This window comes from Klebsiella sp. CD33 (genome assembly GCF_051992865.1).
Classification (GTDB): Bacteria; Pseudomonadota; Gammaproteobacteria; order Enterobacterales; family Enterobacteriaceae; genus Klebsiella; species Klebsiella pneumoniae.
The window spans coordinates 2,796,102-2,821,345 of record NZ_CP197023.1 but is presented as its reverse complement, the minus strand read 5'-3'; the positions used below and the strand labels follow the sequence as shown (position 1 = coordinate 2,821,345).

General features: G+C 61.0%; 24 protein-coding genes. 18 read left to right on the top strand and 6 right to left on the bottom strand.

Features of this window, described 5'->3' with window-relative positions; genetic code table 11:
* Positions 1–331 precede the first annotated feature (331 nt).
* Positions 332–595: a putative hemolysin gene (locus tag ACR809_RS14065; protein WP_004140155.1), complete on the top strand. Its 264-nt coding sequence runs from the start codon at positions 332–334 to the stop codon at positions 593–595.
* Positions 596–640: 45 nt separating this feature from the next.
* On the opposite strand, the gene hslJ is transcribed toward ACR809_RS14065, so the two are convergent.
* From hslJ to ACR809_RS14050, 3 genes are all read right to left on the bottom strand, one after another.
* Positions 641–1,081 (bottom strand): heat shock protein HslJ, encoded by a 441-nt coding sequence (gene hslJ / locus ACR809_RS14060; RefSeq protein ID WP_002902513.1) that lies wholly within the window; start codon positions 1,079–1,081, stop codon positions 641–643.
* Positions 1,082–1,203: 122 nt separating this feature from the next.
* Positions 1,204–2,193, bottom strand: a complete 990-nt coding sequence (locus ACR809_RS14055; RefSeq protein WP_002902515.1) for a 2-hydroxyacid dehydrogenase — start codon at positions 2,191–2,193, stop codon at positions 1,204–1,206.
* Positions 2,194–2,340: 147 nt separating this feature from the next.
* On the bottom strand, positions 2,341–2,841 hold the full coding sequence (locus ACR809_RS14050) for a DedA family protein (RefSeq protein WP_002902516.1): 501 nt from the start codon (positions 2,839–2,841) through the stop codon (positions 2,341–2,343).
* Positions 2,842–3,047: 206 nt separating this feature from the next.
* On the opposite strand from ACR809_RS14050, the gene ACR809_RS14045 reads away from it, so the two are divergent.
* Genes ACR809_RS14045 through ACR809_RS14035 form a run of 3 tightly spaced genes read left to right on the top strand, consistent with a single transcriptional unit; the run spans position 3,048 to position 6,200 of the window.
* Complete coding sequence (locus tag ACR809_RS14045) at positions 3,048–5,687, top strand: YdbH family protein (RefSeq protein WP_122051360.1); 2,640 nt, start codon at positions 3,048–3,050, stop codon at positions 5,685–5,687.
* On the top strand, positions 5,684–5,869 hold the full coding sequence (locus ACR809_RS14040; RefSeq protein WP_004140145.1) for a YnbE family lipoprotein: 186 nt from the start codon (positions 5,684–5,686) through the stop codon (positions 5,867–5,869). Before ACR809_RS14045 ends, ACR809_RS14040 begins: the two co-directional genes overlap by 4 nt.
* Positions 5,870–5,876: 7 nt before the next feature.
* On the top strand, positions 5,877–6,200 hold the full coding sequence (locus ACR809_RS14035) for a YdbL family protein (RefSeq protein ID WP_002902522.1): 324 nt from the start codon (positions 5,877–5,879) through the stop codon (positions 6,198–6,200).
* Here ACR809_RS14035 and feaR read toward each other — a convergent pair whose 3' ends face one another.
* Entirely contained in the window at positions 6,201–7,103 is a 903-nt protein-coding gene (feaR, locus tag ACR809_RS14030) for a transcriptional regulator FeaR (protein WP_038431747.1), read from the bottom strand.
* A gap of 235 nt (positions 7,104–7,338) precedes the next feature.
* Here feaR and ACR809_RS14025 point away from each other — a divergent pair, with 235 nt between their 5' ends.
* The 3 genes from ACR809_RS14025 to ACR809_RS14015 all read left to right on the top strand — a co-directional run bounded on the left by ACR809_RS14025 (position 7,339) and on the right by ACR809_RS14015 (position 10,878).
* On the top strand, positions 7,339–8,838 hold the full coding sequence (locus ACR809_RS14025) for an aldehyde dehydrogenase family protein (protein ID WP_004140136.1): 1,500 nt from the start codon (positions 7,339–7,341) through the stop codon (positions 8,836–8,838).
* A gap of 122 nt (positions 8,839–8,960) precedes the next feature.
* Positions 8,961–9,851, top strand: coding sequence for an oxidoreductase (locus ACR809_RS14020; RefSeq protein WP_122051654.1), 891 nt, complete (start codon positions 8,961–8,963; stop codon positions 9,849–9,851).
* A 43-nt stretch (positions 9,852–9,894) separates the two neighbouring features.
* Positions 9,895–10,878 carry a zinc-dependent alcohol dehydrogenase family protein gene (locus ACR809_RS14015; RefSeq protein WP_073557828.1) on the top strand — a complete coding sequence of 328 codons (984 nt, stop codon included), beginning with the start codon at positions 9,895–9,897 and terminating at the stop codon, positions 10,876–10,878.
* A 2-nt stretch (positions 10,879–10,880) separates the two neighbouring features.
* Here the strand turns inward: ACR809_RS14015 and tynA are convergent, their stop codons facing one another.
* The gene (gene tynA / locus ACR809_RS14010) at positions 10,881–13,148 is read right to left on the bottom strand and encodes a primary-amine oxidase (RefSeq protein WP_122051359.1); all 2,268 of its coding nucleotides are present in this window, start codon (positions 13,146–13,148) and stop codon (positions 10,881–10,883) included.
* Positions 13,149–13,331: 183 nt separating this feature from the next.
* Complete coding sequence (gene paaZ / locus ACR809_RS14005; RefSeq protein WP_122051358.1) at positions 13,332–15,377, bottom strand: phenylacetic acid degradation bifunctional protein PaaZ; 2,046 nt, start codon at positions 15,375–15,377, stop codon at positions 13,332–13,334.
* Positions 15,378–15,663: 286 nt separating this feature from the next.
* On the opposite strand from paaZ, the gene paaA reads away from it, so the two are divergent.
* Genes paaA through paaK form a run of 11 tightly spaced genes read left to right on the top strand, consistent with a single transcriptional unit; the run spans position 15,664 to position 25,182 of the window.
* Positions 15,664–16,593: a 1,2-phenylacetyl-CoA epoxidase subunit PaaA gene (gene paaA, locus ACR809_RS14000; RefSeq protein WP_004176377.1), complete on the top strand. Its 930-nt coding sequence runs from the start codon at positions 15,664–15,666 to the stop codon at positions 16,591–16,593.
* A gap of 11 nt (positions 16,594–16,604) precedes the next feature.
* Entirely contained in the window at positions 16,605–16,892 is a 288-nt protein-coding gene (gene paaB, locus ACR809_RS13995; protein ID WP_122051357.1) for a 1,2-phenylacetyl-CoA epoxidase subunit PaaB, read from the top strand.
* 7 nt (positions 16,893–16,899) lie between these two features.
* Positions 16,900–17,655: a 1,2-phenylacetyl-CoA epoxidase subunit PaaC gene (gene paaC / locus ACR809_RS13990; RefSeq protein WP_122051356.1), complete on the top strand. Its 756-nt coding sequence runs from the start codon at positions 16,900–16,902 to the stop codon at positions 17,653–17,655.
* Positions 17,656–17,666: 11 nt separating this feature from the next.
* Positions 17,667–18,164 (top strand): 1,2-phenylacetyl-CoA epoxidase subunit PaaD, encoded by a 498-nt coding sequence (paaD, locus tag ACR809_RS13985; protein ID WP_004892417.1) that lies wholly within the window; start codon positions 17,667–17,669, stop codon positions 18,162–18,164.
* A 7-nt stretch (positions 18,165–18,171) separates the two neighbouring features.
* A complete protein-coding gene (paaE, locus tag ACR809_RS13980) occupies positions 18,172–19,242 on the top strand; it encodes a 1,2-phenylacetyl-CoA epoxidase subunit PaaE (protein ID WP_122051355.1) in 1,071 nt (356 codons plus the stop codon).
* Entirely contained in the window at positions 19,239–20,006 is a 768-nt protein-coding gene (gene paaF, locus ACR809_RS13975; RefSeq protein WP_122051354.1) for a 2,3-dehydroadipyl-CoA hydratase PaaF, read from the top strand. The genes paaE and paaF overlap by 4 nt, the downstream gene beginning before the upstream one ends.
* Before the next feature lie 2 nt (positions 20,007–20,008).
* Positions 20,009–20,797 carry a 2-(1,2-epoxy-1,2-dihydrophenyl)acetyl-CoA isomerase PaaG gene (paaG, locus tag ACR809_RS13970; protein ID WP_122051353.1) on the top strand — a complete coding sequence of 263 codons (789 nt, stop codon included), beginning with the start codon at positions 20,009–20,011 and terminating at the stop codon, positions 20,795–20,797.
* Entirely contained in the window at positions 20,798–22,222 is a 1,425-nt protein-coding gene (gene paaH, locus ACR809_RS13965; RefSeq protein ID WP_162992548.1) for a 3-hydroxyacyl-CoA dehydrogenase PaaH, read from the top strand. It abuts the gene before it with no gap.
* Positions 22,212–22,634 (top strand): hydroxyphenylacetyl-CoA thioesterase PaaI, encoded by a 423-nt coding sequence (gene paaI, locus ACR809_RS13960; protein WP_002902876.1) that lies wholly within the window; start codon positions 22,212–22,214, stop codon positions 22,632–22,634. The genes paaH and paaI overlap by 11 nt, the downstream gene beginning before the upstream one ends.
* The gene (gene pcaF / locus ACR809_RS13955; RefSeq protein WP_023286359.1) at positions 22,634–23,839 is read left to right on the top strand and encodes a 3-oxoadipyl-CoA thiolase; all 1,206 of its coding nucleotides are present in this window, start codon (positions 22,634–22,636) and stop codon (positions 23,837–23,839) included. Before paaI ends, pcaF begins: the two co-directional genes overlap by 1 nt.
* Positions 23,840–23,865: 26 nt before the next feature.
* Positions 23,866–25,182, top strand: a complete 1,317-nt coding sequence (gene paaK / locus ACR809_RS13950; RefSeq protein ID WP_004148224.1) for a phenylacetate--CoA ligase PaaK — start codon at positions 23,866–23,868, stop codon at positions 25,180–25,182.
* Positions 25,183–25,244: the final 62 nt, after the last annotated feature.

Here is a 25,244-nt window from a genome sequence, read left to right as displayed (position 1 = left end):
GGACGCGTGAAACCGCGACGCGCCCTGTAATTATATAAGGGGTAGTTTAGCAAACCGCTGACCCCGCCATTTTTGCATTTGTGTCCTCAATGCGCCGGGTACCCGTGACCAGATCAATATTTTGCGTGGTTCGCGGAGAAAATGGCTGCCTGCCGGGAGAGGAACCACCTGCGCCGGGCGACATGGCCGAGGCAGATCAAGCTTTAGGCGAAAATTTGCTAGAAAATGTTAATGAGGCGCATAAATACGTACTTCCCCTCTCGACGCCGCCCGCCACGCTGCCTATTATTCTGGGGTTTGCTTTTTTAAGACGTTTCCGAGGGGAGAGAGAATGCGAGCTGCGATGTTAGTAGGATGTGCGGCGCTGTTGCTGTCCGCGTGCAGTAGTGAACCCGTTCAGCAGGCCACGGCGGCGCACGTCACGCCGGGAATGCGGGCGGCGATGAGCGACGCCGGTCAGGCCAACTGCGCCATGATAGGCGGCTCGTTATCGGTGGCTCGTCAGCTCGATGGTTCGGCGATTGGCATGTGCGCGCTGCCGAACGGCAAACGCTGCAGCGAGCAGGCGCTGGCGGGCGGCAGCTGCGGCTACTAACAGCGGCCCCGTCGCGGGGCAGCGTCAGCGGCACCTCAACGCCGGCTAGTGCATCAGGTCGGCGAGCTTATAGACCAGCGTCTGGTCGGCGGTCGCCAGCGTCAACTGGTTTTCCGTCAGATCGACCTGCGCACCCTCGCGCAGCATCTTGTCGATCGTCGCATCCAGGGTATTGAGCTGGGCGTCGTGGCACAGCATCCGGGTCATCGCCAGCGATTTGACCTTCAGCTCGCCGTCCGACACTTTACCTTCCCCGCTAAAGCCGTTGCACATATTGCCGGATACATACATCTTGCCCGTAATAGCCATCTTCTCACCGAAGCTCAGCTCCAGCGGCCGGTCGCTGGCGTTGACCGCCTGGCCGTTGACGCTGGTCAGCACGAAACGATGATGCTGCAGCTGTTCCGCACCGGTGGACACTTTACTGTTATAGACACAGCCGGACAGCAGCATACCTGCCGCCAGAAGCGCCGCAAATTTGTTCATTTTCACTCCAAAACATTCACATAACTAATAAAACCAAGCCAGTGTAACGGTATCGCAGCGGGGATCTGTGGGGATTATCTGAATGTGCTCCCCCCGGGAGAGGAGCACAAAAGGGAAAGGCATTAGACGATGGCGTTCGGACAGGTTTCGCCGTTGGCGACCTGCTGCAGGTTACCCAGAGTGGTCTCCGAAATGCTGATCAGCGCCTCGGCGGTGAGGAACGCCTGGTGGCCGGTAAACAGCACGTTATGGCAGGCGGAGAGGCGGCGGAAGACATCGTCCTGGATCACGTCGTTGGATTTGTCTTCAAAGAACAGATCGCGTTCGTTCTCATAAACGTCCAGCCCAAGCGCGCCAATTTTCTGGTGCTTCAGGGCGTCGATGGCCGCCTGGGAGTCGATCAGGGCGCCGCGGCTGGTGTTGATCACCATCACCCCGTCTTTCATCTGATCGAAGGCTTCGCGATTGAGCAGGTGGTAGTTTTCGTCGGTCAGCGGACAGTGCAGGGAGATCACGTCCGATTCCTTGTACAGCGTGGCGAGGTCAACATATTCTACCCCCAGCTCCAGCGCGGCGGCGCTTGGGTACGGGTCGAACGCCAGCAGGCGCATGCCGAAGCCTTTAAGGATCCGCAACATCGCTACGCCAATTTTCCCGGTGCCGATCACCCCGGCGGTTTTGCCGTACATGGTGAAGCCGGTGAGGCCTTCGAGGGAGAAATTGGCATCACGGGTACGCTGGTAAGCGCGGTGGATGCGGCGGTTGAGCGACATCATCATACCGATCGCATGCTCAGCGACCGCTTCCGGAGAGTAAGCTGGAACGCGCACGACGCGCAGGCCAAGCTCCTTTGCCGCCTCAAGGTCGACGTTGTTAAACCCGGCGCAGCGCAGGGCGATATATTTCACCCCGTGGGCCTTCAGCTCTTCCAGCACCGGGCGGCTGCCGTCGTCATTGACGAAGATACATACCGCTTCGCAACCGTTGGCGGTTTTGGCAGTCTTCGCTGTCAGCAGGAAATCGAAGAATTCCAGTTCAAAGCCGTATGCATCATTAACGTGCTGCAGGTACTTTTTATCGTACTGCTTCGTACTATAAACCGCGATTTTCATAAGACTTTTCTCCAGTGATTATACCGTCACGGTAGCATATTTAAAATAATCGTACAATTATTAAAAAATAGTTTAATGAGAGGGTGCTAATCCTAATTCTAGAGCATATCGCGGACTTGCGGAATCTCTTTGAAAGACAAAGTTTTTTCACCACAAACTGAGGCTGAAAGCGCCGGGGGCGAGCAGCAGAAGCGGCCACAGCAGACCGGAGCTGACGTTAGCCAGCTGAAACGACCACAGCGGCAGACTGCTGGCGCCGCTAACGAAGGGCAGCGTAGCCCTCAGGGGAGAGAGAAAGCGGCTGAAAAAGATAGCCCACGGGCCATAGCGCTGAAAGAAGAGGCGGCTGCGGGCCAGACGCTCGGCGGTCAGCCAGCGTAGATGGGTGAGGCGATGACGGTAGCGAATGCCCAGCCGCCACGATAGCCAGAATCCGCCGATGGCGCCGAGGCTGGCGCTGGACCACATTAACAGGAAATGTCCGAGGCTGGCGGAAGCGAATGTTCCCAGCAGCAGCAGGCCGGAGGTGCCGGGGATTGCCAGCGAGACCAATGCGCAGGATTTAGTGAAGGTAAGCAGAAAAACAATCAGCAATACCCATGGATAGTGGTCCTGTGCGCTCTCTATGAGCGAGATAATTAACGACACCGCCTCTCCCGCAAGCTATTCCCGTCTGGCTGGAGTGTGGCAGGGGCGACTTAAACAACAGTTAAATGATAATGGCCGAACGTCGCGCCGCGAGTCCGGCTGGCAACTATGCTTTAACAGGCCGTAAACTTTCACTCACTGGTCGAACGTGTCACAATGGACGCCTTTCGGCTTTTACTTATGTTGAATCAGGATATTAACTGCCCATGAAGGGTAAATATAAAGCCGCCATCGCGCTGGTGTTAGTTCTGGTGTTATTGCCGCTAACCCTGCTGTTGACGCTAACCCACTGGGTGCCGACGCTGGCGGGCATCTGGCTGCCCGTGGGCACGCGTATCTCTTTGCAGGAGAGCCCGCGCCTGACGCGGTCGGCCCTGCTGATCCCCGATCTGCGTTATCTGGTGGGCGACTGTGAAATCGCCCGGGTGACCGATGCCCGTCTCTCGCGTCCCAGCCGCTGGCGGCTGCATATTGGCCAGCTGGAGATCAACAGCGCCTGCCTGAGCAAACTGCCGGCCAGCGATCCCTCTCCCGGTTCACCGCGCACGCTTGCCGAATGGCAATCGATGTTGCCCTATAGCTGGTTAACCATTGACAATCTGCGGCTGTCGCCGTGGGAGAAATGGCAGGGGCGGCTGGTAATGTCATTAACGCCTGCGCAGCAGGATATCGGCTTTGCCGGGAAGGAACTGAGTCTGCAGGCGCGCCTGCGCGGCCAGGCGCTCACCGTCAGCCAGTTCAGCGCCCGGCTGACTGACGATCAGCCGCCGGTGAAGTTGGTGGGGACCTTGCATCTGCCGCTGGTGCCGGATGGTCTGCCGGTCGACGGCCAGATGCAGGGCACCTTCGAATTCCCGCAGACTGCGGAATGGATCGATGCTGAGCTCGAGTGGCAGCACAATCGCGGCCAGCTGCTGGTCACCCCGCGGGGTGAGGTAGAGCCTATTCTGGACCTGCCGTGGGAGATCACCCCGGAGCGGATCACTATCAGCGACGGCCGTTGGCGCACCCGTTACGAGGCGTATCCGCTGCGCGGGCGGGTGGCGCTGTCGGTGGGTAACTGGCAGCAGGGCACCGAACAGATGATCGTCAGCGGTCGCCTGAATGTTCTCACCGAGGGGCATGCCGGGAAGGGCAATGCGGTACTGAATATTGGTCCGGGCAAGCTGAGCATGGATAACAGCGATCTGCCGCTGCGGCTCACCGGTGAGGCCAAGCTGGGGGAGATGATACTATACGCGGCGCTGCCGGCTCAGCTCAGCGGGCCGCTGATCAGCCCGCAGCTGGCTTTTCACCCCGGTGCGTTGCTGCGCTCGCGCGGGCGGGTGATCGACGCGCTGAATATTGACGAAATCCGCTGGCCGCTGGCCGGGGTTAAGGTCACTCAGCAGGGCGTCGATGGCCGCCTGCAGGCGATCCTTCGCGCCCATGAGCAGCAGATGGGCGACTTTACGCTGCATCTGGACGGTCAGGCGAGCGATTTTCTGCCCGACAGCGGCCGCTGGCAGTGGCGCTACTGGGGCGAGGGACATTTTACCCCGATGCAGGCGCGCTGGGATGTGAAGGGCAGCGGGGAGTGGCGCGACAATGCTATTACCCTGAGCAGCCTTTCCACCGGCTTCGATAAGCTTGAGTACGGCACAATGCGGGTCAGCACCCCGCGTCTGACCCTCGAGCAGCCGATCCGCTGGCTGCGCGATGCTGAGCATCCGCGGTTGACCGGCGCGCTGTCGCTGGACGCCGCCAAAACCACCTTCTCCGGCGGCAGCTATCTCCCGGCCTCAACGCTGAAATTCGCTCTCGACGGTCGGGACCCGACGTGGTTCCAGTTCACCGGCGCCCTGCATGCCGAGGCTATCGGTCCGGTGCGTCTGTCCGGGCGCTGGGATGGCGAACGGCTGCGCGGCCAGGCGTGGTGGCCAAAACAGTCGCTAACGGTGTTCCAGCCGCTGGTGCCGCCGGACTGGAAGATGAACCTGCGCGAAGGCAGTCTCTACGCGCAGGTGGCCTTCTCGGCGGCAGCCGGGCAGGGATTTGAGGCGGGCGGCCATGGCGTCCTGAAGGGCGGCAGCGCCTGGATGCCGGATAACCAGATCAACGGCGTCGATTTCGTCCTGCCGTTCCGCTTCAGCGACGGTCACTGGCAGCTGGGCATCCGCCGCCCGGTCTCCCTGCGCATTGGCGAAATCGTCAACCAGGTCACCGCGCGTAATCTGACGGCGGACCTGCAGGGCACCTGGCCGTGGAGCGAGGCCAATCCGCTGCAGCTCAGCGACGTCAGCGTCGATCTGTTAGGCGGGAAACTGACGTTGCTGCAGCTGCGTATGCCGCAGCGCGACCCGGCGTTGATCCGCCTGCAGCATATCTCCAGCAGCGAACTGACCAGCGCCGTCAAGGTGAAACAGTTCGCCATGTCCGGCGCGGTGAGCGGCGCGCTGCCGCTGTGGCTGGAGAATAATCAATGGATCATCCACGACGGCTGGCTGCGCAATGACGGACCGATGACCCTGCGGCTGGATAAAGACACCGCCGATGCGCTGGTGGCGGATAACGTCTCCGCCGGGGCGGCGATTAACTGGCTGCGCTATATGGAAATCTCCCGCTCGTGGACGCAGATTAACCTCGATAATCTGGGCGTGTTGACGCTTAAGGCCAGCATCAACGGCACCAGCCGGGTGGAAGGGAAAAGTAGTACCGTGCATTTAAACTACGCTCATGAAGAGAATATTTTCGACCTGTGGCGCAGTTTGCGCTTCGGCGACAATTTACAGGCGTGGCTCGAGCAGAATGCTACGCTGCCCGTACGGCGCTGTACGGACGGTAAGACATGTAAGGAACCTAAATGAAGAAGCTGTTACTGGCCATGGTGGCGTCGATGCTGCTCGCCGGCTGTACGCCGCGCATCGAAATCGCGGCGTCGAAAGAGCCCATCACCATCAATATGAATGTCAAAATTGAGCATGAGATCCATATCAAGGTCGATAAGGATGTGGAAAACCTGCTCAAATCCCGCAGCGATTTGTTCTGAGGCGACGATGAGAAAACGACTGTTAACCGCGGCGCTGACGCTGGCTTTACTCAGCGCGCCCGCGCTGGCGTTGACCCTGAGCGAAGCGCGCCAGCAGGGACGAGTGGGGGAGACGCTGAACGGCTATCTCGCGCCGCTGCGTCAGGATAAAGAGACGCTGGCGCTGGTAAAGCAGATTAACGCCGCGCGCAGCGAAAGCTACCAGCAGCTGGCGGATGACAACAATCTGCCGGTGGATGAAGTGGCGAAAATGGCCGGGCAGAAGCTGGTGGCCCGCGCGCAGCCCGGGGAGTACGTCCAGGGATTGAACGGCCAGTGGCTGCGCAAATAATTAGCGACAGCGCTTGCGGTATTCCCCCGGGGTGACGCCAAAGCGCTGCTTAAAGGCGGTGGAGAAATGGCTGTGGTCGCTGAAGCCCCAGCGGTAGCCGATCCCCGCCAGCTTTTCATCGTCATGAACATTCTGTAACGCCTGGGCACACAGATCCAACCGCCGGTTCTTAATATACTGCGCCACCACCAGCCCCTGATCGGCAAACAGCCGGTACAGGCTGCGTACCGACATGCCCGTCTCGCTGGCCAGCCACTCCGGACGCAGATGCTCCGACTGAATGGACGCATCGATTAACGCAATAATCTTCTGAAACTGCTTTTCCCGCCGGGAAGGGGCAGGATCGCGCTGATGCAGCACCGGGCGCAACAGGCAGGCGATCGCCTCCAGCGCGGCTTCGCTCTCGCTGGCGGAGAGCGTCGTGCCGCCCATGCTTTCCAGCAGCAGTCGCTGGCTGAGCTGGACCATTGGCAGAGATTTGTCCAGCCGGCAGGCGGTAGTGATGTTCCCTGTGGGCGCCACCCGCTGGCGCGGCAGCAGCAGCGAGGCCTGACGCGAAGTCTGCTGCCAGACGATGGAGCATGGGCGGGCGGCGTCGATTAACGTGATATCGCCTGCCGCCAGCGTCACCTGGCGATCGTCCTGTTCGATGATGGCTTCGCCGGCGAGCTGAAACACGGTATAGAACCAGGCGTCGTTATCGCGTTTTATCTCATTGCGCGTGCGGTAGAGATTGACGCCGGCGGCGGTGACGGTACTGACCTTGAGGCTGCCGGCGTAGCGGGCGTCAATCTCGCCGTGGAAACTCTCCTCCAACGGCCGGGCGGCGAAATGGCCGCAGACCTGATTGATCGTCGCCAGCCAGCGCTGATACGCCAGCCCCCCCTCTGCCGTGGTCATCATTCGCCCTTCTCCTGTAATAACAATGTTTCCGCATTGTTGCATTTGTGTCGCCTCAGGCAAGGGCGCGATGGCGGGTATATGAAAGAACTATTACCCGCGGCACATTTCTGCGAGGGCAGACGACGGAATTGCGGCGACTGTCACAGCGGCGCAAACGAATGTCACAGAGAAAAAAGCGCCAACCGCCAACCAGACATAGACTGAAAGCACTATCCGCGAAGAATAAGGAAAGGGTATGTCCACCTCACAGATAGCGCTGCTTGCCAGCGTCCAGCAGTTTTTAGACCGTCAGCATGGCCTGTATATCGACGGCGCCCCCTGCGCCGCGCAGAGCGAAAACCGGTTAACCGTCTGGGATCCGGCCACCGGGCAGGCGATTGCCACCACCGCCGACGCCAGCCCGGCGGATGTCGACCGGGCGGTGATGTCCGCCTGGCGCGCTTTTGTCGATCGCCGCTGGGCCGGGCGCACCCCGGCTGACCGTGAACGCATCCTGCTGCGTTTTGCCGATCTGGTGGAGCAGCACGGCGAAGAGCTGGCGCAACTGGAAACCCTCGAGCAGGGGAAATCCATTGCCATCTCCCGCGCCTTTGAGGTCGGCTGCACCCTGAACTGGATGCGCTACACCGCGGGGCTGACCACCAAGATCAGCGGCCGGACGCTGGACGTTTCGATCCCGTTCCCGCAAGGGGCGCGTTACCAGGCGTGGACCAAAAAAGAGCCGGTCGGGGTGGTGGCGGGCATCGTTCCGTGGAATTTCCCGCTGATGATCGGCATGTGGAAGGTCATGCCGGCCCTGGCGGCGGGCTGTTCGATCGTCATCAAACCCTCGGAAACCACCCCGCTGACCCTGCTGCGGGTGGCGGAGCTGGCGACCCAGGCGGGCATTCCTGACGGGGTGTTCAACGTGGTCACCGGCAGCGGCGCCGGCTGCGGCGCGGCGCTGACCGCCCATCCGCAGGTGGCGAAGGTTAGCTTTACCGGCTCGACGGCGACCGGGAAACAGATTGCCCGCGTGGCTGCCGACCGCCTGACCCGCGTGACGCTGGAGCTGGGTGGCAAGAATCCGGCGATTGTGCTCAAAGACGCCGACCCCCAGTGGGTTATTGAGGGGCTGATGACCGGAAGCTTCCTCAATCAGGGGCAGGTCTGCGCCGCCAGCTCACGGATCTACATCGAAGCGCCGCTGTTTGACACCCTGGTCAGCGGCTTCGAGCAGGCGGTGAAATCGCTGCAGGTGGGGCCGGGGATGCAGGAGACGGCGCAGATCAACCCGGTGGTCTCCCGGGCCCACTGCGACAAGGTGGCGGCCTACCTCGAAGAGGCTCGCCAGCAGAAGGCAGAGCTTATCAGCGGCAGCGCCGGACCAGACGCGGGAGGGTACTATATTCCGCCAACGCTGGTGGTAAACCCCGACGCCGGACTGCGTCTCAGCCGTGAGGAGGTTTTTGGCCCGGTGGTGAACCTGGTGCGAGTGGCCGATGGCGAGGAGGCGCTGCGCCTGGCCAACGACAGCGATTTTGGTCTGACCGCCAGCGTCTGGACCCGCGATCTGACCCAGGCCCTGAACTACACCGACCGTCTGCAGGCGGGAACGGTATGGGTCAACAGCCATACCCTGATTGACGCCAACCTGCCTTTCGGCGGCATGAAGCAGTCTGGTACCGGCCGCGATTTCGGCCCTGACTGGCTCGACGGCTGGTGCGAAACCAAATCCGTCTGCGTGCGCTACTAGCCCTCCGTCGGGGAAGGCGAAAGGCTTTCCCGACGCGCCCCTTGCCGACTTCCGGTCTTTCTCGCTACTGTGGAGGGCAATCTTTGCCTAATCTGGCGGTGAATCATCAGGAGGTCTTCGGCATGACAGCATTTCCTAAGGTTGCGCTAATTGGTCCCGGCGCCATCGGCACCACGATTGCCGCCGCCCTGTTTGAGAGGGGGAGGGCGCCGATGGTCTGCGGGCGTACCGCCCATTCGGCGCTGGTGCTGCGCACTGACGAAGGTGAGATCGTGGTGCCCGGCCCGGTGCACACCGACCCGATGGCGATAGCCGCCCCCTTCGACCTGGTCTTTGTCGCGGTGAAAACCACCCAGACGGAGGCCATCGCCCCCTGGCTGACGGCCCTTTGTTCCCCTGACACCGTGGTGTGCGTGCTGCAAAACGGCGTTGAGCAGCGCCAGCAGTTTGCCCCCTTGACCGGCGGCGCGACGGTGCTGCCGTCGGTGGTCTGGTTCCCGGCGCAGCGCGATGCCGATGCCTCTGTCTGGTTGCGCGCCACGCCGCGCCTGACGCTGCCGGATCTGCCGGGGGCAGAGCGAGTGCAGCAGGCGCTGGCGGGAACCCGCTGCGCGGTGGACCTGGCGGCTGATTTTACCACCGTTGCCTGGCGCAAACTGTTGCAGAACGCGGTTGCCGGACTGATGGTGCTGACCGGACGACGCGCCGGGATGTTCGCCCGGGAGGACATCACTGCCCTCGGACTGGCTTATCTGCGCGAATGCCTGCAGGTGGCGCGGGCGGAAGGGGCCGCCCTGAGCGACAGCGTGTCGGAGGAGATTATCGCCGGCTTTCATCGGGCGCCTGCCGACTTAAGCACCTCTATTCTGATCGATCGCCTCAATGGCCGACCGCTGGAGTGGGATATTCGTAACGGCGTGGTGCAGCGTCGCGGGCGTCAGCACGGCATTCCGACGCCGCTCAGCGATATCATCGTGCCGCTGCTGGCGGCGGCCAGCGACGGCCCGGGCTGACCCGGGCTGGCGCGGGTGCGAGCCACTGGAAGCGGGATCTGCTATGATCCCGACTTTCGTTGTCTGGAGCCAGTCGATGTTCAACGACGCCATTGTTTATGACCGCTACGGGCCGCCGTCCGCGGTGCTAACGCTGAAACGCCTGCCGCTGGCGCCGCTGGCGGGCGGACGGGTGCGGGTCAGGATGCGCTTTGCCCCGGTGAATCCTTCGGATCTGATCCCCGTGACCGGCGCCTATCGCCATCGCACCCGACTGCCGGCCGTCGCCGGCTATGAAGGCCTTGGCGAGGTGGTCGCCGCGCCATACGGCAGCCTGCTGGCCGCGGGCCAGCGGGTGCTGCCCCTGCGCGGGGGCGGCACCTGGCAGCGGTTTATCGATCTGGATGAGACCTGGCTGGTGCCGGTGCCGCCGGCGGTTGACGATCTGCTGGCCGCCCGCGGGTATATCAATCCGCTGACCGCGATGCTGATGCTCAAGCGCTGGCCGGTTGCCGGAAAACACCTTGTGCTGACCGCGGCATCGTCCTCCTGCGCCAGTCTGCTGGGACAGTGGGCGCTGGCGATGGGCGCCCGCTCGGTGAGCGGGATTATTCGCTCGCCGCAGCACCGGGCGCGCCTGGAACAGGCCGGGATCTATCCGATCCTCGATACCGACCGGGCGCTGATGGAGAAGGTCAGCCAGCACAGCGATCTGGTGTTTGACGCGGTGGGCGGCGAACTGGCGAACACGCTGCTGTCGGTGCTGCCCGGGGCGTCGACCCTGATCTCCTATGGGCTGTTATCCGGGCGGCCGCTGACCCAGACGCGCGGTAGCGCGACGGTGCGCAAGTTTCATCTGCGGGAGGCGCTGCCGACACTCAGCGTAGCGGCGTGGCGGGCAGCGTTCGACGAAATCTGGCAGCGCCTGCCGACGACCTCCCAGCCGCCGGCCCAGCGTATAGCGTTGAACGACTGGCGGGAGGCGATTGCCGCCGCCGGCCAGCCGGGAAGAGGCGGTAAGATCCTGCTGGATTTCACCGCTGGTTAAGATTACTTTTTCTTTTCGCCCAGAGTAGGGGTTTCGTCAAAGAAGTTCCACGGCTTGAGCAGCGCGTGCGCCCACTCGGTCGGCATGATCGGCCACTCTTCGGCGCGCGCCACGTGGGTGGTGCCGGTGGTGATCCACACGACGTCATCGTGGTTAGTCAGCGACTCATCATCCTTCGCGTACTGGCCCAGGCCGGTATCGTGGGCGGAACGGTTCGGGTATTTCCCTTCCGGATATCGCTCTGTCGGGTGGTAGCGCGTCACCCACAGCTGTTTATCCATAAAGCTCAGGCGATGATATATCCACTCGTCCGGGGCGAATTTGGCACCGGTCGCCGCCGGGTGCGTGCCGCCGGCGTAAGGGATAATCTGGTATGAGACCGGGTTGCCCATGCGGTTCTCTTTGCTGGTGTTGCTCAGCAGGCGGATAGTGCCCGGGTCGAATTTCTGCGCCGCTTTTTGCTCGCTGTCAATCGTGTACTGATTCACCTGCATAGTACTGGTGCGCGGGCCGCCGGCGGTGTTGGGCTTCACTTCCGGGTCCATCGCCACCAGGGTGTTGTTCTCGCCGTCCACATCGAGGTCGAGGCGGAAGTTATAGATGTGCTGGTGGGTGGTGCCGACAATATTATGGTCGATCAGCGTTCCGTAGCGGGTATCCTCTTTGGCGCTGGGATCATGCATGGTCTTCGCCAGCACGCCTTTCACCGCTTCAATCCCGGTGGCGCCGGCATCGATACCGATGGTGCCGTTGTCGTGGAACACCCAGTCAAAGATATAGTCGTAGTTGCCGACGGTGCTGATCCAGCGCACCACCAGTTCCCGGCGTTCGGTGCTGACGTTGGGTTTGCCCATCTCCAGGTGCTTATACTCAGGCCCGGCATAGCGTTCGAATATGGCCACCGCGCCTGGAATAGTGGTTGGTTTGCCGGTGTAATCGGCGATAGTTTCGTCCAGCAGTACCGCATTCGATGGCGCGTCCTTGCCGCGTACAATCGGCGAGGTCAGGGTGCCCATGCCGTAATCGCCGGAGTCCAGATAGGCTTTGAAATACCAGCCGACGTCCGGGTCGCCGTAGGGGACGATCATCCCGCCCAGGGAACCTTCATACATCACCTGGCGTTTTGTGCCGTTATCGTTGTAGGTCACCGTTGACAGAATTGGTCCGACGCGCGAGTTAAGACGCAGGTGGAAATCCCAGTTCTGCCAGTGAATGGTATCGCCGGTAATGGTGTAGTTTTTGCCTTCCGGTTCGGTTATCTCCAGCGGTTTCACCGCCGGGGCGTTGCGGTCGCGACCATCATACGGACGGGGCTCCATTGGGACCGGGATCACCGGACCTTCTTCGATTTTGATGATTTTCTTCGCTTCAAGGTCGACCACCGCCACCAGGTTTTCAATCGGGTGCGCCCAGTAGTTGCCGTCGCCGGTATCCAGATAACTGACCACCTTCAGCAGACGCGCATCCTGCTGCAGGCCATCTTTGCCATCAAAAAAGCCAACGGTGAGCGGGGTGGTGACCACTTTGCCAGGATCGATAATACCGTGCTTTTTCAGCACCTCAGCGAATTCGCTGCTGGCATTGATGATGTTCTGCACGCTGACAAAATCATCGAGCAGCACCATCCCGTGGGCGCCTTTGATCGGCGTCCAGGAGAGGATTTTTTTGTTTTGCAGATCGACCACGGCTTCAATGACGTGTTTGCCATCGAGCATCACCACATCGGCAGTGCGGGGAGCATCGACCGGCGTTCCCTGCAGGGCAAAGGCCCATACCGCCGCCTTGTCCGGCTCGTGTAAGGAAATCTCAGTAAAGCGGGTATTCGGCTGAAACTCCGGCGCGGCTTTGACAATGGTCACTGCTTCACTGATTTCCGCCGCCGAGAGCGAGTTTAACGGGTGCGGGCGCTTTTCCACCTGGAAGGTCTGATCGAGACCGGACTGGAACACATCGTTGATAAAGGTATCGGAAACCCAGGCTTTACCTTCCTTCATTACCACAGGCACCGGTAGGTCAAGGGATTTACCGTTGACGATCGCCGTTTTGGCGCCGGGCTTTACTTTGACGTAAGCGCCGTCTTTTATCAGGGTGAACATTTGCGCGTAGTCATCCCACTGCACATCGGCGCCGAATTCCTGCAGCGTTTTATCCAGCGGTACCATGTGGGCTTCGCTACCGTGAGCGAAGACCGGTGATTGCCAGGCGCAAACCACCGCCACGGCCAGCGCCAGCGCGGTTTTACGAGGAGAAAATTTCAAGCCGTTTGCCATTGTGACCTCATCTTATTGTTGTGTTGTTGTTGCCGCTGCGAATGTCGGCTTTGTTACGCTTACCCTAGCAGTCTGCCGCCCGGGAACGTTTGTTTGCTTTTGCCAGCTTGTTTGTCAGTTTTGCCAGACGGACGTAAAAAATGCCTCCGTAGAGGCATTAAGCGCGTGGGTGGTGCGTGTTGACTACGCCGGGAAGTCTCCCTGCTGGCGCGCCACCAGGGTTAGAATGGAATACAGCGCCACCGCCTGCTGGTGCTGGTTGAAAATCTCGACAGCCCATTCCACCACGCCGGTGGCTTTCTCATCGGCGCTGCGCTGACGTTTGACCGTTTTCCGCTTACAGGTCAGGCGAACCTGAATGGTGTCTCCCGGTTTGACCGGCTCAATAAAGCGCAGGTTTTCCATGCCGTAGTTGGCGATAACCGGCCCGACGCCGGCATCGACGAACAGCCCGGCCGCAGCGGAGATCAGGAAATAACCGTGGACCACCCGCTCGCCGAAAATCGACTCAGCGGCGGCGATTTTGTCCATATGCGCGTAGAAATGATCGCCGCTCAGGCAGGCGAAATTAACGATATCCGCTTCGGTCAGCGTTCGGCGCGGGGTTAATAAGCTATCGCCAGGCTGGATCTCTTCGAAGTATTTACGGAACGGGTGAATGCGGTCTTCATTCACCTGAGCGCCGCGCACCCACTGCTGGCTTATGGTCGCCAGCATCGTTGGGCTGCCCTGAATCGCGGTACGCTGCATATAGTGTTTCACCGAACGCAGTCCGCCGAGCTCCTCTCCGCCGCCAGCGCGGCCGGGGCCGCCGTGCACCAGCTGCGGCAGCGGCGAGCCGTGGCCGGTTGACTCAACCGAGGACGCCTCGTTCAATATCTGAATACGGCCATGGGCGCGGGCGGCGCCGAGGATAAACTCGCGCGCCAGCTCGCCGCTGGCGGTGACCAACGTCCCCGCCAGACTGCCGCCGCCGGCGCGCGCCAGCGTCAGCGCATGCTGGCGGTCGCGATACGGCATCAGCGTCGCCACCGGACCAAAAGCTTCAATGGCGTGAACCGCCGGCGTTTCATCCGGCTGTGAGCAGTACAACAGGGTCGGCGGGAAAAATGCGCCGGCCGCGCTGAGATCCGCCTCTCCACCGAGCAGTACTTCGCAGCCAGCGGCTATCAGCTTATTGACGCTCTCCTGTACGTCCTGACGCTGTTCGCTATTAACCAGGGCCCCCATCTTAACGCCCTCCTGCGCAGGGTCACCGACGGTTACTTTATGCAGGCGGGAGATCAGTGCATCGCTAACCGCATTAATCTGAGCCAGTGGCACAATGATTCTGCGGATAGCGGTACATTTTTGCCCGGCTTTCGCCGTCATCTCGCGGACCACTTCCCGAATAAACAGCGCGAATTCCGGTTGCTCCGGAGTGACGTCTTCGCCTAACACGCAGCAGTTGAGTGAATCTGCTTCCATGGTAAAGGGAATGGATTTGGCTACCAGGTTAGGGTGCGCCCGTAGCTGCTGGCCGGTGGCGGCTGACCCGGTAAAGGTCACCACGTCCTGGCTATCGAGGTGGTCGAGCAGATCGCCCGCGCCGCCGCAAATCAGGCTGATGGCGCCCTCCGGCACCAGGCCGCTGTCGACAATCGCTTTCACCATTGCCTGGGTGAGCTGGGCGGTAGCGGTTGCCGGTTTAATGATCGCCGGCATACCGGCAAGCCACGTGGGCGCCAGTTTTTCCAGCATTCCCCAGCAGGGGAAGTTGAAGGCGTTGATATGGACGGCGACGCCTGATTTCGAGGTTAGCACATGACGCGCGGCAAAACCGCCCTGTTTGGAGAGCGGGATGAGCTCGTCTTCCGGCCACAGGATATCGTCCGGTAATTCTCGACTACCGAGCCCGGCATAGGTGAAAAGGGTACCGATACCGCCTTCAATATCCACCCAACTGTCGGCGCGAGTGGCGCCGGTTTGCGCGGAGATGGCGTAGAACTGGTCTTTCTGCTCCAGCAGGTGTTTCGCCACCGCTTTCAGCATCGCGCTGCGTTCAATAAAGGTCATCGCCTGCAGGGCTTTGCCACCGCGCTCAATCGCGAAGCGGCGCGCCTGCGCCATATCCAGGCCTTCACTGGTCACCTCCCAAAGCGCCGCGCCGGTGATGGCGTGATGGATAGTACGGGCGCGGCCCCGGCCGGTCTGCCAGGCGCCGGATAAGTAGCTGGCTAACTGCTGCATCGCAAATCTCCAAATATGTTACGTGTGATATCTATAAATAGTTCTTTTATGAATCATAAAATGCAAGCTCGTATTTAATAAATTATTAACATTGTGATCGCGATGGCGTTACGCATTATGCTTAACTTACTGTATTTATTGTGGTTTACAAAAGGTTTTGCGGAGATTATCACAAAAAGAGCAAACAAAATTTGTGGTTTTATTTAACCAATATGTAACCTTCAATAAACAAAGTGATTCACATAAATGCTTTTGTTGTGAATATCGGAATCATAAAGGTGATGACGTGACAGAAGAACAACGCTTTGACCAGCGCATCGCGCAGGAAACGGCCATCGAACCGCAGGACTGGATGCCGGATGCCTACCGTAAGACCTTGATTCGGCAGATAGGCCAGCACGCGCACTCGGAGATCGTCGGCATGCTGCCGGAAGGCAACTGGATCACCCGCGCGCCGACGCTGCGCCGCAAAGCGATCCTGTTGGCTAAGGTACAGGATGAGGCTGGACACGGGCTGTATCTCTATAGCGCCGCGGAAACCCTTGGCTGCGCCCGGGAAGACCTGTATCAGAAGATGCTCGACGGGCAGATGAAATACTCCTCCATTTTTAACTACCCGACCCTCAGCTGGGCGGATATCGGCGTGATCGGCTGGCTGGTCGATGGCGCGGCCATCGTCAACCAGGTGGCGCTGTGCCGGACCTCCTACGGCCCCTATGCCCGGGCGATGGTCAAAATCTGCAAAGAAGAGAGCTTTCACCAGCGTCAGGGTTTTGAAGCCTGCATGGCGCTGGCGCAGGGCAATGACGCGCAGCGGCAGATGCTGCAGGACGCTATTAACCGCTTCTGGTGGCCGGCGCTGATGATGTTTGGCCCCAACGATGACAACTCGCCGAACAGCGCCCGCAGCATGGCTTGGAAAATCAAACTGCACTCCAACGACGAGCTACGTCAGCGCTTCGTCGACAATACCGTGCCGCAGGTAGAGATCCTCGGTATGACCGTCCCGGACCCGGATTTGCAGTTTGATGAAGCCAGCGGCCACTACCGCTTCGGCGAAATCGACTGGCAGGAATTTAACGAGGTGATTAGCGGCCGTGGCATTTGCAATCACGAGCGGTTGGCCGCCAAGCGTAAGGCCTGGGAAGAGGGCGAATGGGTGCGCGAAGCCGCGCTGGCCCATGCGCAAAAACAGCAGGCCCGCAGCGCGGCATGAGGAGAGACAACATGAGCAAAGTTTACTGGCCGTTATATGAAGTGTTCGTTCGCAGCAAACAGGGGTTATCCCACCGTCACGTCGGCAGTCTGCACGCTTCCGATGATCAAATGGCGCTGGAGAATGCCCGCGATGCCTACACCCGCCGCAGCGAAGGCTGCTCAATTTGGGTGGTGAAGGCCAGCGAAATCGTTGCTTCGCAGCCGGAAGATCGCGGCGAATTCTTCGACCCGGCGGAAAGCAAAGTCTACCGTCATCCGACTTTCTATACCGTGCCGGACGGCATGGAACATATGTGAGGCGGCGATGAATAACCCTAACCCCGTAGCCACCTACGCCCTGCGGCTTGGCGACAATGGTCTGGTTCTGGCCCAGCGTTTAGGCGCCTGGTGCGGACATGCTCCCGAGCTCGAGATCGATCTTGCGCTGGCCAACATCGGCCTCGACTTGCTCGGCCAGGCGCGCAATTTTTTAAGCTATGCCGCCGAGCTTAACGGCTGCGGCGACGAAGATACGCTGGCTTTTGGCCGCGATGAGCGCCAGTTCAGCAACCTGCTGCTGGTGGAGCAGCAAAACGGCAATTTTGCCGACACTATCGCCCGCCAGTTCTTTATCGACGTCTGGCATGTCGCCCTGTTCAGCCGGCTGGTGAACAGCCGCGACGCGCAGCTGGCGGCCATTGCCGCTAAAGGGCTGAAAGAGGTGCGTTACCACCAGCGCTTTAGCCGCGGCTGGCTGGAGCGTCTCGGTAACGGCACCGAATTATCAAATCGCAAAATGCAGCAGGCGGTCGACAATCTGTGGCGCTTCACCGGCGAATTGTTCCTGGCTGATGAAGTGGAGCTCAGCCTGGTTGAGCAGGGCATTGCGGTTGATCCGCGTGAACTGCAGGCCGAATGGCAAAGCGCGGTACACACGGCGCTTCTCGACTCCGGCTTACAGATCCCGCAGGAAGCGGCCTTCCGCAGCGGCGGCAAACAGGGGCTGCACAGTGAACATCTCGGCCCGCTGCTGGCGGAGATGCAGTATCTGCAGCGTTCGCATCCCGGACTGCAGTGGTAAGTGAGGTGACTATGCAACGTCTTGCCGATATCGCTCCTGCAGAGGTTCGCACCATCTGGGGATTATTAAGCGCGATCCCGGATCCGGAAGTGCCAGTACTCACCATCACCGACCTTGGTATGGTGCGCAGCGTCGCGCGCCATGGCGACGGCTGGGTGATTGGCTTTACCCCGACCTATTCGGGCTGTCCGGCGACGGAGCATCTGCTGGGGGAGATCCGCACGGTCATGAGCGAGCATGGCTTTCAGCCGGTACATATCGTCCTGCAGCTGGATCCGCCGTGGACCACCGACTGGATGAGTCAGGATGCCCGCGAGCGCCTGCGCCAGTACGGCATCAGCCCGCCCCAGGGGCACGCCTGCCATGCGGATATGCCCGCTGAGGTGAGCTGTCCGCGCTGCGGCAGCACCCATACCTCGCTGATTAGCGAATTCGGTTCCACGGCCTGCAAAGCGCTCTATCGCTGCGACAGCTGCCGGGAACCTTTTGATTACTTTAAATGTATTTGAGGTTGCCATGACGACGTTCTATTCGCTTAAGGTGGCGAGAGTCGAGCCGGAAACCCGCGATGCGGTGACCATCACTTTTGCGATCCCGCAAGCCCTGCAGGCGGAATACTGTTTTCGCCCGGGCCAGCATCTGACGCTAAAAGCCCGTCTGGGCGGCGAAGAACTGCGCCGCTGTTACTCCATTTGTCACAGCCGCACGCCAGGCGAAATTAGCGTCGCGGTCAAAGCCATCGACGGCGGACGCTTCTCGCGCTACGCCCAGCACGATATCCAGCAGGGTATGGAGCTGGAGGTGATGGTGCCGCAGGGGCATTTCGGTTATCAACCGCAGGCCGAACGGCAGGGAGAATATCTGGCGATTGCCGCCGGCTCCGGGATCACGCCGATGATGGCGATCATTAGCGCGACGCTAGCGACCGAGCCGCAAAGCCGCTTTACGCTGATCTACGGCAACCGCAGCAGCCATAGCATGATGTTCCGCCAGGCGCTGGCCGATTTAAAAGACCGCTATCCGCAGCGCCTGCAGGTGATCCACCTGTTTAGCCAGGAGTCGATGGACAGCGATCTGCTACAGGGGCGCATTGACGGCGACAAACTGCGCCAGCTCGCTGACCATCTGCTGGATTTCAGCCGTTTCGACGAGGCCTTTATCTGCGGTCCGGCGGCGATGATGGACGAGGCGGAAGCGACGTTACGTGAACTTGGCGTAGCGGAGAAATCGATTCATCTCGAACGCTTTAATACCCCAGGCGGCAATGTGAAGCGGGCCGCTGGAGTGCAGGCGGAAGGGCGCACGGTGACCATCCGCCAGGATGGGCGCGATCGGCTTATCGTCCTCAGCGCCGAAGACGACAGCATCCTGGATGCCGCATTGCGTCAGGGCGCCGATCTGCCGTTCGCCTGTAAGGGCGGGGTATGCGCCACCTGTAAATGCAAAGTGCTACGCGGTGAAGTGGCGATGGCCGCCAATTATAGCCTGGAAGCGGATGAGCTGGCGGCGGGCTACGTGCTGAGCTGCCAGTCATTGCCGACCAGCGGCGATGTGGTGGTCGACTTTGACGCGCGGGGGATAGCATGAGCGACCTGCTGATCCACCGTCATGGCCGGGCGCTTCAGTTGACGCTGAACCGCCCGCAGGCCCGCAACGCGCTGAACAATGCCTTATTAACCCAGATTGCCGAGGTGCTGGAGGCCGCGGCAGTTGATGACAGCGTCGGCGTCTGCGTTATTCGCGGTAACGCGCGTTTTTTCGCCGCCGGGGCTGACCTCAATGAAATGGCGGAAAAAGATCTTCCTGCCACCCTGGATGATATTCGCCCACGGTTATGGGCGCGAATCGATGCTTTTACTAAGCCGCTCATCGCCTCGGTCAACGGCTACGCCCTCGGCGCCGGCTGCGAGCTGGCCCTGCTGTGCGACCTGATTGTCGCCGGGGACAATGCCCGCTTTGGCCTGCCGGAGATTACCCTCGGCATAATGCCGGGCGCGGGCGGCACCCAGCGGCTGATCCGCAGCGTTGGCAAGGCGCTGGCCAGCCGGATGGTGCTGAGCGGCGAGAGTATTGACGCCCGCCAGGCGCAGCAGGCCGGGCTGGTCAGTGATATCCATCCGGCGGCGTTAACCGATGAGTATGCCCTGAAACTGGCAACCACCATTGCCCGCCATTCGCCGCTGGCGCTACGGGCGGCAAAACAGTCGCTACGCCTGGCGCAGGAAGTCAGCCTGCAGGCCGGTCTACAACAGGAGCGCCAGCTGTTTAGCCTGCTGAGCGCCACCGAGGACCGCCGCGAAGGCATCGACGCCTTCTTACAAAAACGTACCCCGGAATTTAAAGGACGCTAATCGTGGAAGCTTTCATTCTCAGCGCAGTGGAACAGGGCGTCATGACCATTACCCTCAATCGCCCGGACCGCCTTAACAGTTTTAACGATCTGATGCATCACCAGCTGGCGGAATGTCTGAAGCAGGCCGAGCGCGATGATGGCGTGCGCTGCCTGCTGATCACCGGCGCCGGCCGCGGTTTTTGCGCCGGCCAGGATTTGAACGACCGCAATGTCGACCCCAGCGGCCCGCCGCCGGATCTCGGCATGTCGGTAGAACGCTTTTACAACCCGCTGGTACGCCGTCTGGCGGCGCTGCCGAAGCCGGTTATCTGCGCGGTTAACGGCGTGGCCGCCGGCGCGGGCGCTACCCTGGCGCTGGGCTGCGATATCGTGCTGGCCGCGCGTTCGGCCAAATTTGTGATGGCGTTCAGCAAGCTCGGCCTGGTGCCGGACTGCGGCGGCAGCTGGTTCCTGCCGCGGGTGGCCGGCCGTGCGCGCGCGATGGGGCTGGCGCTGCTGGGCGACAGCCTCAGCGCGGAACAGGCCGCGCAGTGGGGGATTATCTGGCAACTGGTGGACGATTCAGAACTGGCGGATACCAGTCTGCAACTGGCGCGCCATCTGGCGGCGCAACCGACGTTTGGTCTTGGGCTGATTAAAAAGGTGCTGCTGGCCTCTGAAACCAACAGTCTCGACGCGCAGCTGGACCTGGAGCGCGATTATCAGCGTCTGGCCGGGCGAAGCGATGATTACCGCGAAGGGGTCAGCGCGTTTCTGGCCAAACGGCCACCACAGTTCAGCGGGAAATAGATGATGACGACATCCTTAGCCACCGTGGCGGTGATCGGCAGCGGCACCATGGGGGCCGGCATCGCCGAAGTGGCTGCCGCCGCCGGGCATCCGGTGCGTATTTTTGATATTAACCCTAAGGCTGTAGACCTGGCGATAGAGGGTATCGCCGGGCGTCTGGCGTCACGCGTTGCGCGGGGCAAACTGGCGTCAGAGCAGGCTGATGCGCTGCTGGCGCGCCTGCATCCGGCCCACGATTTAGCCGCACTTGCCGATGCAGATTTAGTGATCGAAGCGGCCTCTGAACGGTTGGAGGTCAAAACGGCGCTGTTCGCGCAGCTGGCGGCGATCTGCGCGCCGTCAACGCTGTTGACCAGTAATACCTCGTCTATTTCGATTACCGCTATCGCCGCCGGGGTCAAAAACCCGGAGCGGGTGGCCGGACTGCACTTTTTTAATCCGGCGCCGGTGATGAAGCTGGTCGAGGTGGTGAGTGGTCTTGCGACCTCCACAGAAGTGGTGGAGCAGCTGTGCCAGTGCGTAAGCGGCTGGGGGAAACAGCCGGTGCGCTGCCGCTCAACGCCCGGTTTTATCGTTAACCGCGTAGCGCGTCCGTTCTACGCTGAGGCCTGGCGCGCGCTGGAAGAGCAGGTCGCCGCCCCGGAGGTTATCGATGCCGCTTTGCGTGACGGCGGCGGCTTCCCGATGGGACCGCTGGCGTTGACGGACCTGATTGGCCAGGACGTCAACTTCGCCGTGACCTGTTCGGTGTTTAACGCCTTCTGGCAGGACCGCCGCTACCTGCCATCGCTCCTCCAGCAAGAGCTGGCGCTGGCCGGGCGGCTAGGTAAAAAGAGCGGCCACGGCGTCTATCGCTGGCCCGCTGAGATACTGCCGGACGCGGCGCTGCCGCCGGTAATGATGGGTGCTGAATCCGTTACCGTCAGAAGTGACAACGTCACTGAATTAGACGATGTCTTGCTGCTGGAGACTGAAGGCGAGACCGCCCTGGCGCTGAGTATTAAGCATCACCGCCCGGTGGTGGTGTATGACCTGTGCGCCAGCGATACGGTGGTGCTGGCCGCAGCGGCGACCAACGCGCCTGCGGCCACTGATAAGGCCGTGCATTACTTCCAGCAGCAGGGCAAGAAAGTGCTGCGTATTGCCGATTATCCCGGCCTGCTGGTGTGGCGCACGGTGGCGATGCTGATTAACGAAGCGCTGGATGCGGTGCAAAAAGGCGTCGCCAGCCCGCAGGATGTCGATACCGCGATGCGCCTTGGCGTCAACTATCCGCATGGCCCGCTGGCATGGGGAGAACGCCTTGGCTGGCGGCGGGTGCTGCAACTGCTGGAGAACCTGCAACACCATTATGGCGAGGAGCGCTATCGCCCCAGTTCCCTGCTGCGCCAGAAGGCGCTGATGGAGAAGCACCATGAGCAATGATCCGTGGCGCAACGCGCGCGTGATGTACGAAAAAGATACCTGCGCCAGAAAGATGGGGATCGAACTTATCGAAATGGACGACGGTTTTGCGCAGATGAGTATGACCGTCTCGGCGGACATGCTTAACGGCCATCAAACCTGTCACGGTGGTCAGCTATTTACGCTTGCCGATACCGCTTTCGCCTACGCCTGTAACAGCCAGGGGCTGGCGGCGGTGGCCTCGGCGGCAAGTATTGATTTTCTTCGTCCGGCGTTTGCCGGCGACCGGCTGGTCGCCACCGCCAGAGTCAAACAGCAGGGCAAGCTGACCGGCGTCTACGACATCGAAATTGTTAATCAACAGCAAAAGATTGTGGCCCTGTTCCGCGGCAAATCGCACCGCATCGGCGGCACAATCACGGGAGACGTGTAATGCGCGACGCCTTTATTTGTGACGGGATCCGTACGCCGATTGGCCGCTACGGCGGCGCGCTGGCCAGTGTGCGCGCCGACGACCTGGCGGCGATCCCGCTGCGTGAGCTCCTGAGTCGTAATCCCGGGCTCGACCCGGCAGCAATTGATGATGTGATTTTCGGCTGTGCGAATCAGGCCGGGGAAGATAACCGCAACGTGGCGCACATGGCGACGCTGTTGGCAGGTTACCCGCATACCGTGCCGGGCACCACGATTAACCGCCTGTGCGGATCGGGTCTGGATGCCATCGGCTTTGCCGCCAGGGCGATCAAAGCCGGCGATGCCGATCTGCTGATTGCCGGCGGCGTGGAATCGATGTCGCGTGCGCCTTTCGTGATGGGAAAAGCCAGCGCGCCGTACCAGCGTCAGGCGGAACTCTTTGATACCACGATTGGCTGGCGTTTTGTGAACCCGCTCATGGCGCAACACTTCGGAACTGACAGCATGCCGGAAACGGCCGAGAATGTAGCTGAATTGTTAAATATCAGCCGAGCCGATCAGGACGCTTTCGCCTGGCGCAGCCAGCAGCGCGCGGCGCAGGCCCAGCGCGACGGCATTCTGGCGCAGGAGATTGTGCCGGTGCAGATTGTCGTCCGGAAAGGGGCGGTTAGCGACGTGCGCGAGGACGAGCATCCGCGCCCGGAAACCACGCTTGAGCAGCTGGCGAAACTGAAAGCGCCGTTCCGCCAGGGCGGCGTCATTACTGCGGGCAATGCTTCAGGCGTCAACGATGGCGCCGCGGCGCTGATCATCGCCAGCGAACAGCAGGCCGCTATCCAGGGGCTCACGCCGCGGGCGCGTATCGTGGCGATGGCGACGGCGGGTGTCGAACCGCGCCTGATGGGACTGGGGCCGGTACCGGCGGTGCGTAAAGTGCTGGAGCGGGCGGGACTCAATATTAACGATATGGATCTGATTGAGCTGAATGAGGCCTTCGCCGCCCAGGCGCTGGGGGTGCTCAGACAGCTCGGCGTGCCGGACGATGCGGCGCACGTGAATCCCAACGGCGGCGCCATCGCGTTAGGCCATCCGCTGGGCATGAGCGGCGCGCGGTTAGCGCTGAGCGCCAGCCTCGAGCTGCAACGCCGGGGCGGGCGCTATGCGCTGTGTACGATGTGTATTGGCGTGGGTCAGGGCATTGCCATGATCCTCGAGCGAGTGTGAGCTAATTTACCTGCGAGTACCCTACAATGATAACTACTACAAAATTAGATCCGATTGAAACCGCATCGCGTGACGAACTGCAGGCCCTGCAAACCCAGCGCCTGAAATGGACGCTGAAGCATGCGTACGAAAATGTGCCGATGTATCGCCGCAAATTCGACGCCGCCGGCGTGCACCCTGACGACTTTCGGGAATTAAACGATCTACAAAAATTCCCCTGCACCACCAAACAGGATCTCCGCGACAACTATCCCTTCGATACCTTCGCGGTGCCGATGGAGCAGGTGGTGCGCATTCACGCCTCTTCCGGCACCACCGGCAAACCGACGGTGGTGGGGTATACGCAAAACGATATTGATAACTGGGCAAATATTGTCGCCCGTTCGCTGCGCGCGGCCGGTGGTTCAGCAAAAGATAAAATTCACGTCGCCTACGGCTATGGCCTGTTTACCGGCGGCCTTGGCGCGCACTACGGCGCGGAACGTTTGGGCGCGACGGTGATCCCGATGTCCGGCGGACAGACCGAAAAACAGGCGCAGCTGATCCGCGATTTCCAGCCGGATATGATCATGGTGACGCCGTCCTACTGTCTGAATCTGATTGAAGAGCTGGAGCGCCAGATGGGCGGCGATGCCCGCGGCTGTTCATTGCGGGTCGGCGTCTTTGGCGCTGAGCCGTGGACGCTGGCGATGCGCGCGGAAATCGAGCGCCGGCTGGGGATCACCGCCCTGGATATTTACGGTTTGTCGGAAGTCATGGGACCGGGCGTAGCGATGGAGTGTCTGGAAACCGTTGACGGCCCGACTATCTGGGAAGACCACTTCTTCCCGGAAATCGTCAACCCGGACGACGGTACGCCGCTGGAAGATGGCGAGCATGGTGAGCTGCTGTTTACCACCCTGACCAAAGAAGCGCTGCCGGTGATCCGCTATCGTACCCGCGATCTGACGCGCCTGCTGCCGGGAACCGCGCGGACCATGCGCCGCATGGATCGCATCAGCGGACGCAGCGACGATATGCTGATTATCCGCGGGGTTAACGTCTTCCCCTCGCAGCTGGAAGAGGAGATCCTCAAGTTTGAACACCTGGCGCCACACTACCAGTTAGAGGTCAATCGCCGCGGTCATCTGGATTCGCTGGCGGTGCGCGTTGAGCTGAAAGAGAGCGGGCTGGCGCTGAGTCATGAACAACGCTGCCAGATTTGCCATCAGTTGCGTCACCGCATTAAGTCGATGGTCGGGATCTCCACCGATATTACTATCGTCAACTGCGGCAGCATTCCGCGCTCGGAAGGGAAAGCCTGTCGGGTATTCGACCTGCGAAAAGCGGTGGTTAGCGGTTAATCCTCTCTCCGGCTGCGTGGCTGCGCGGCAGGCACCCGGCTGAAGCGTTTGCGCCGTAAGCC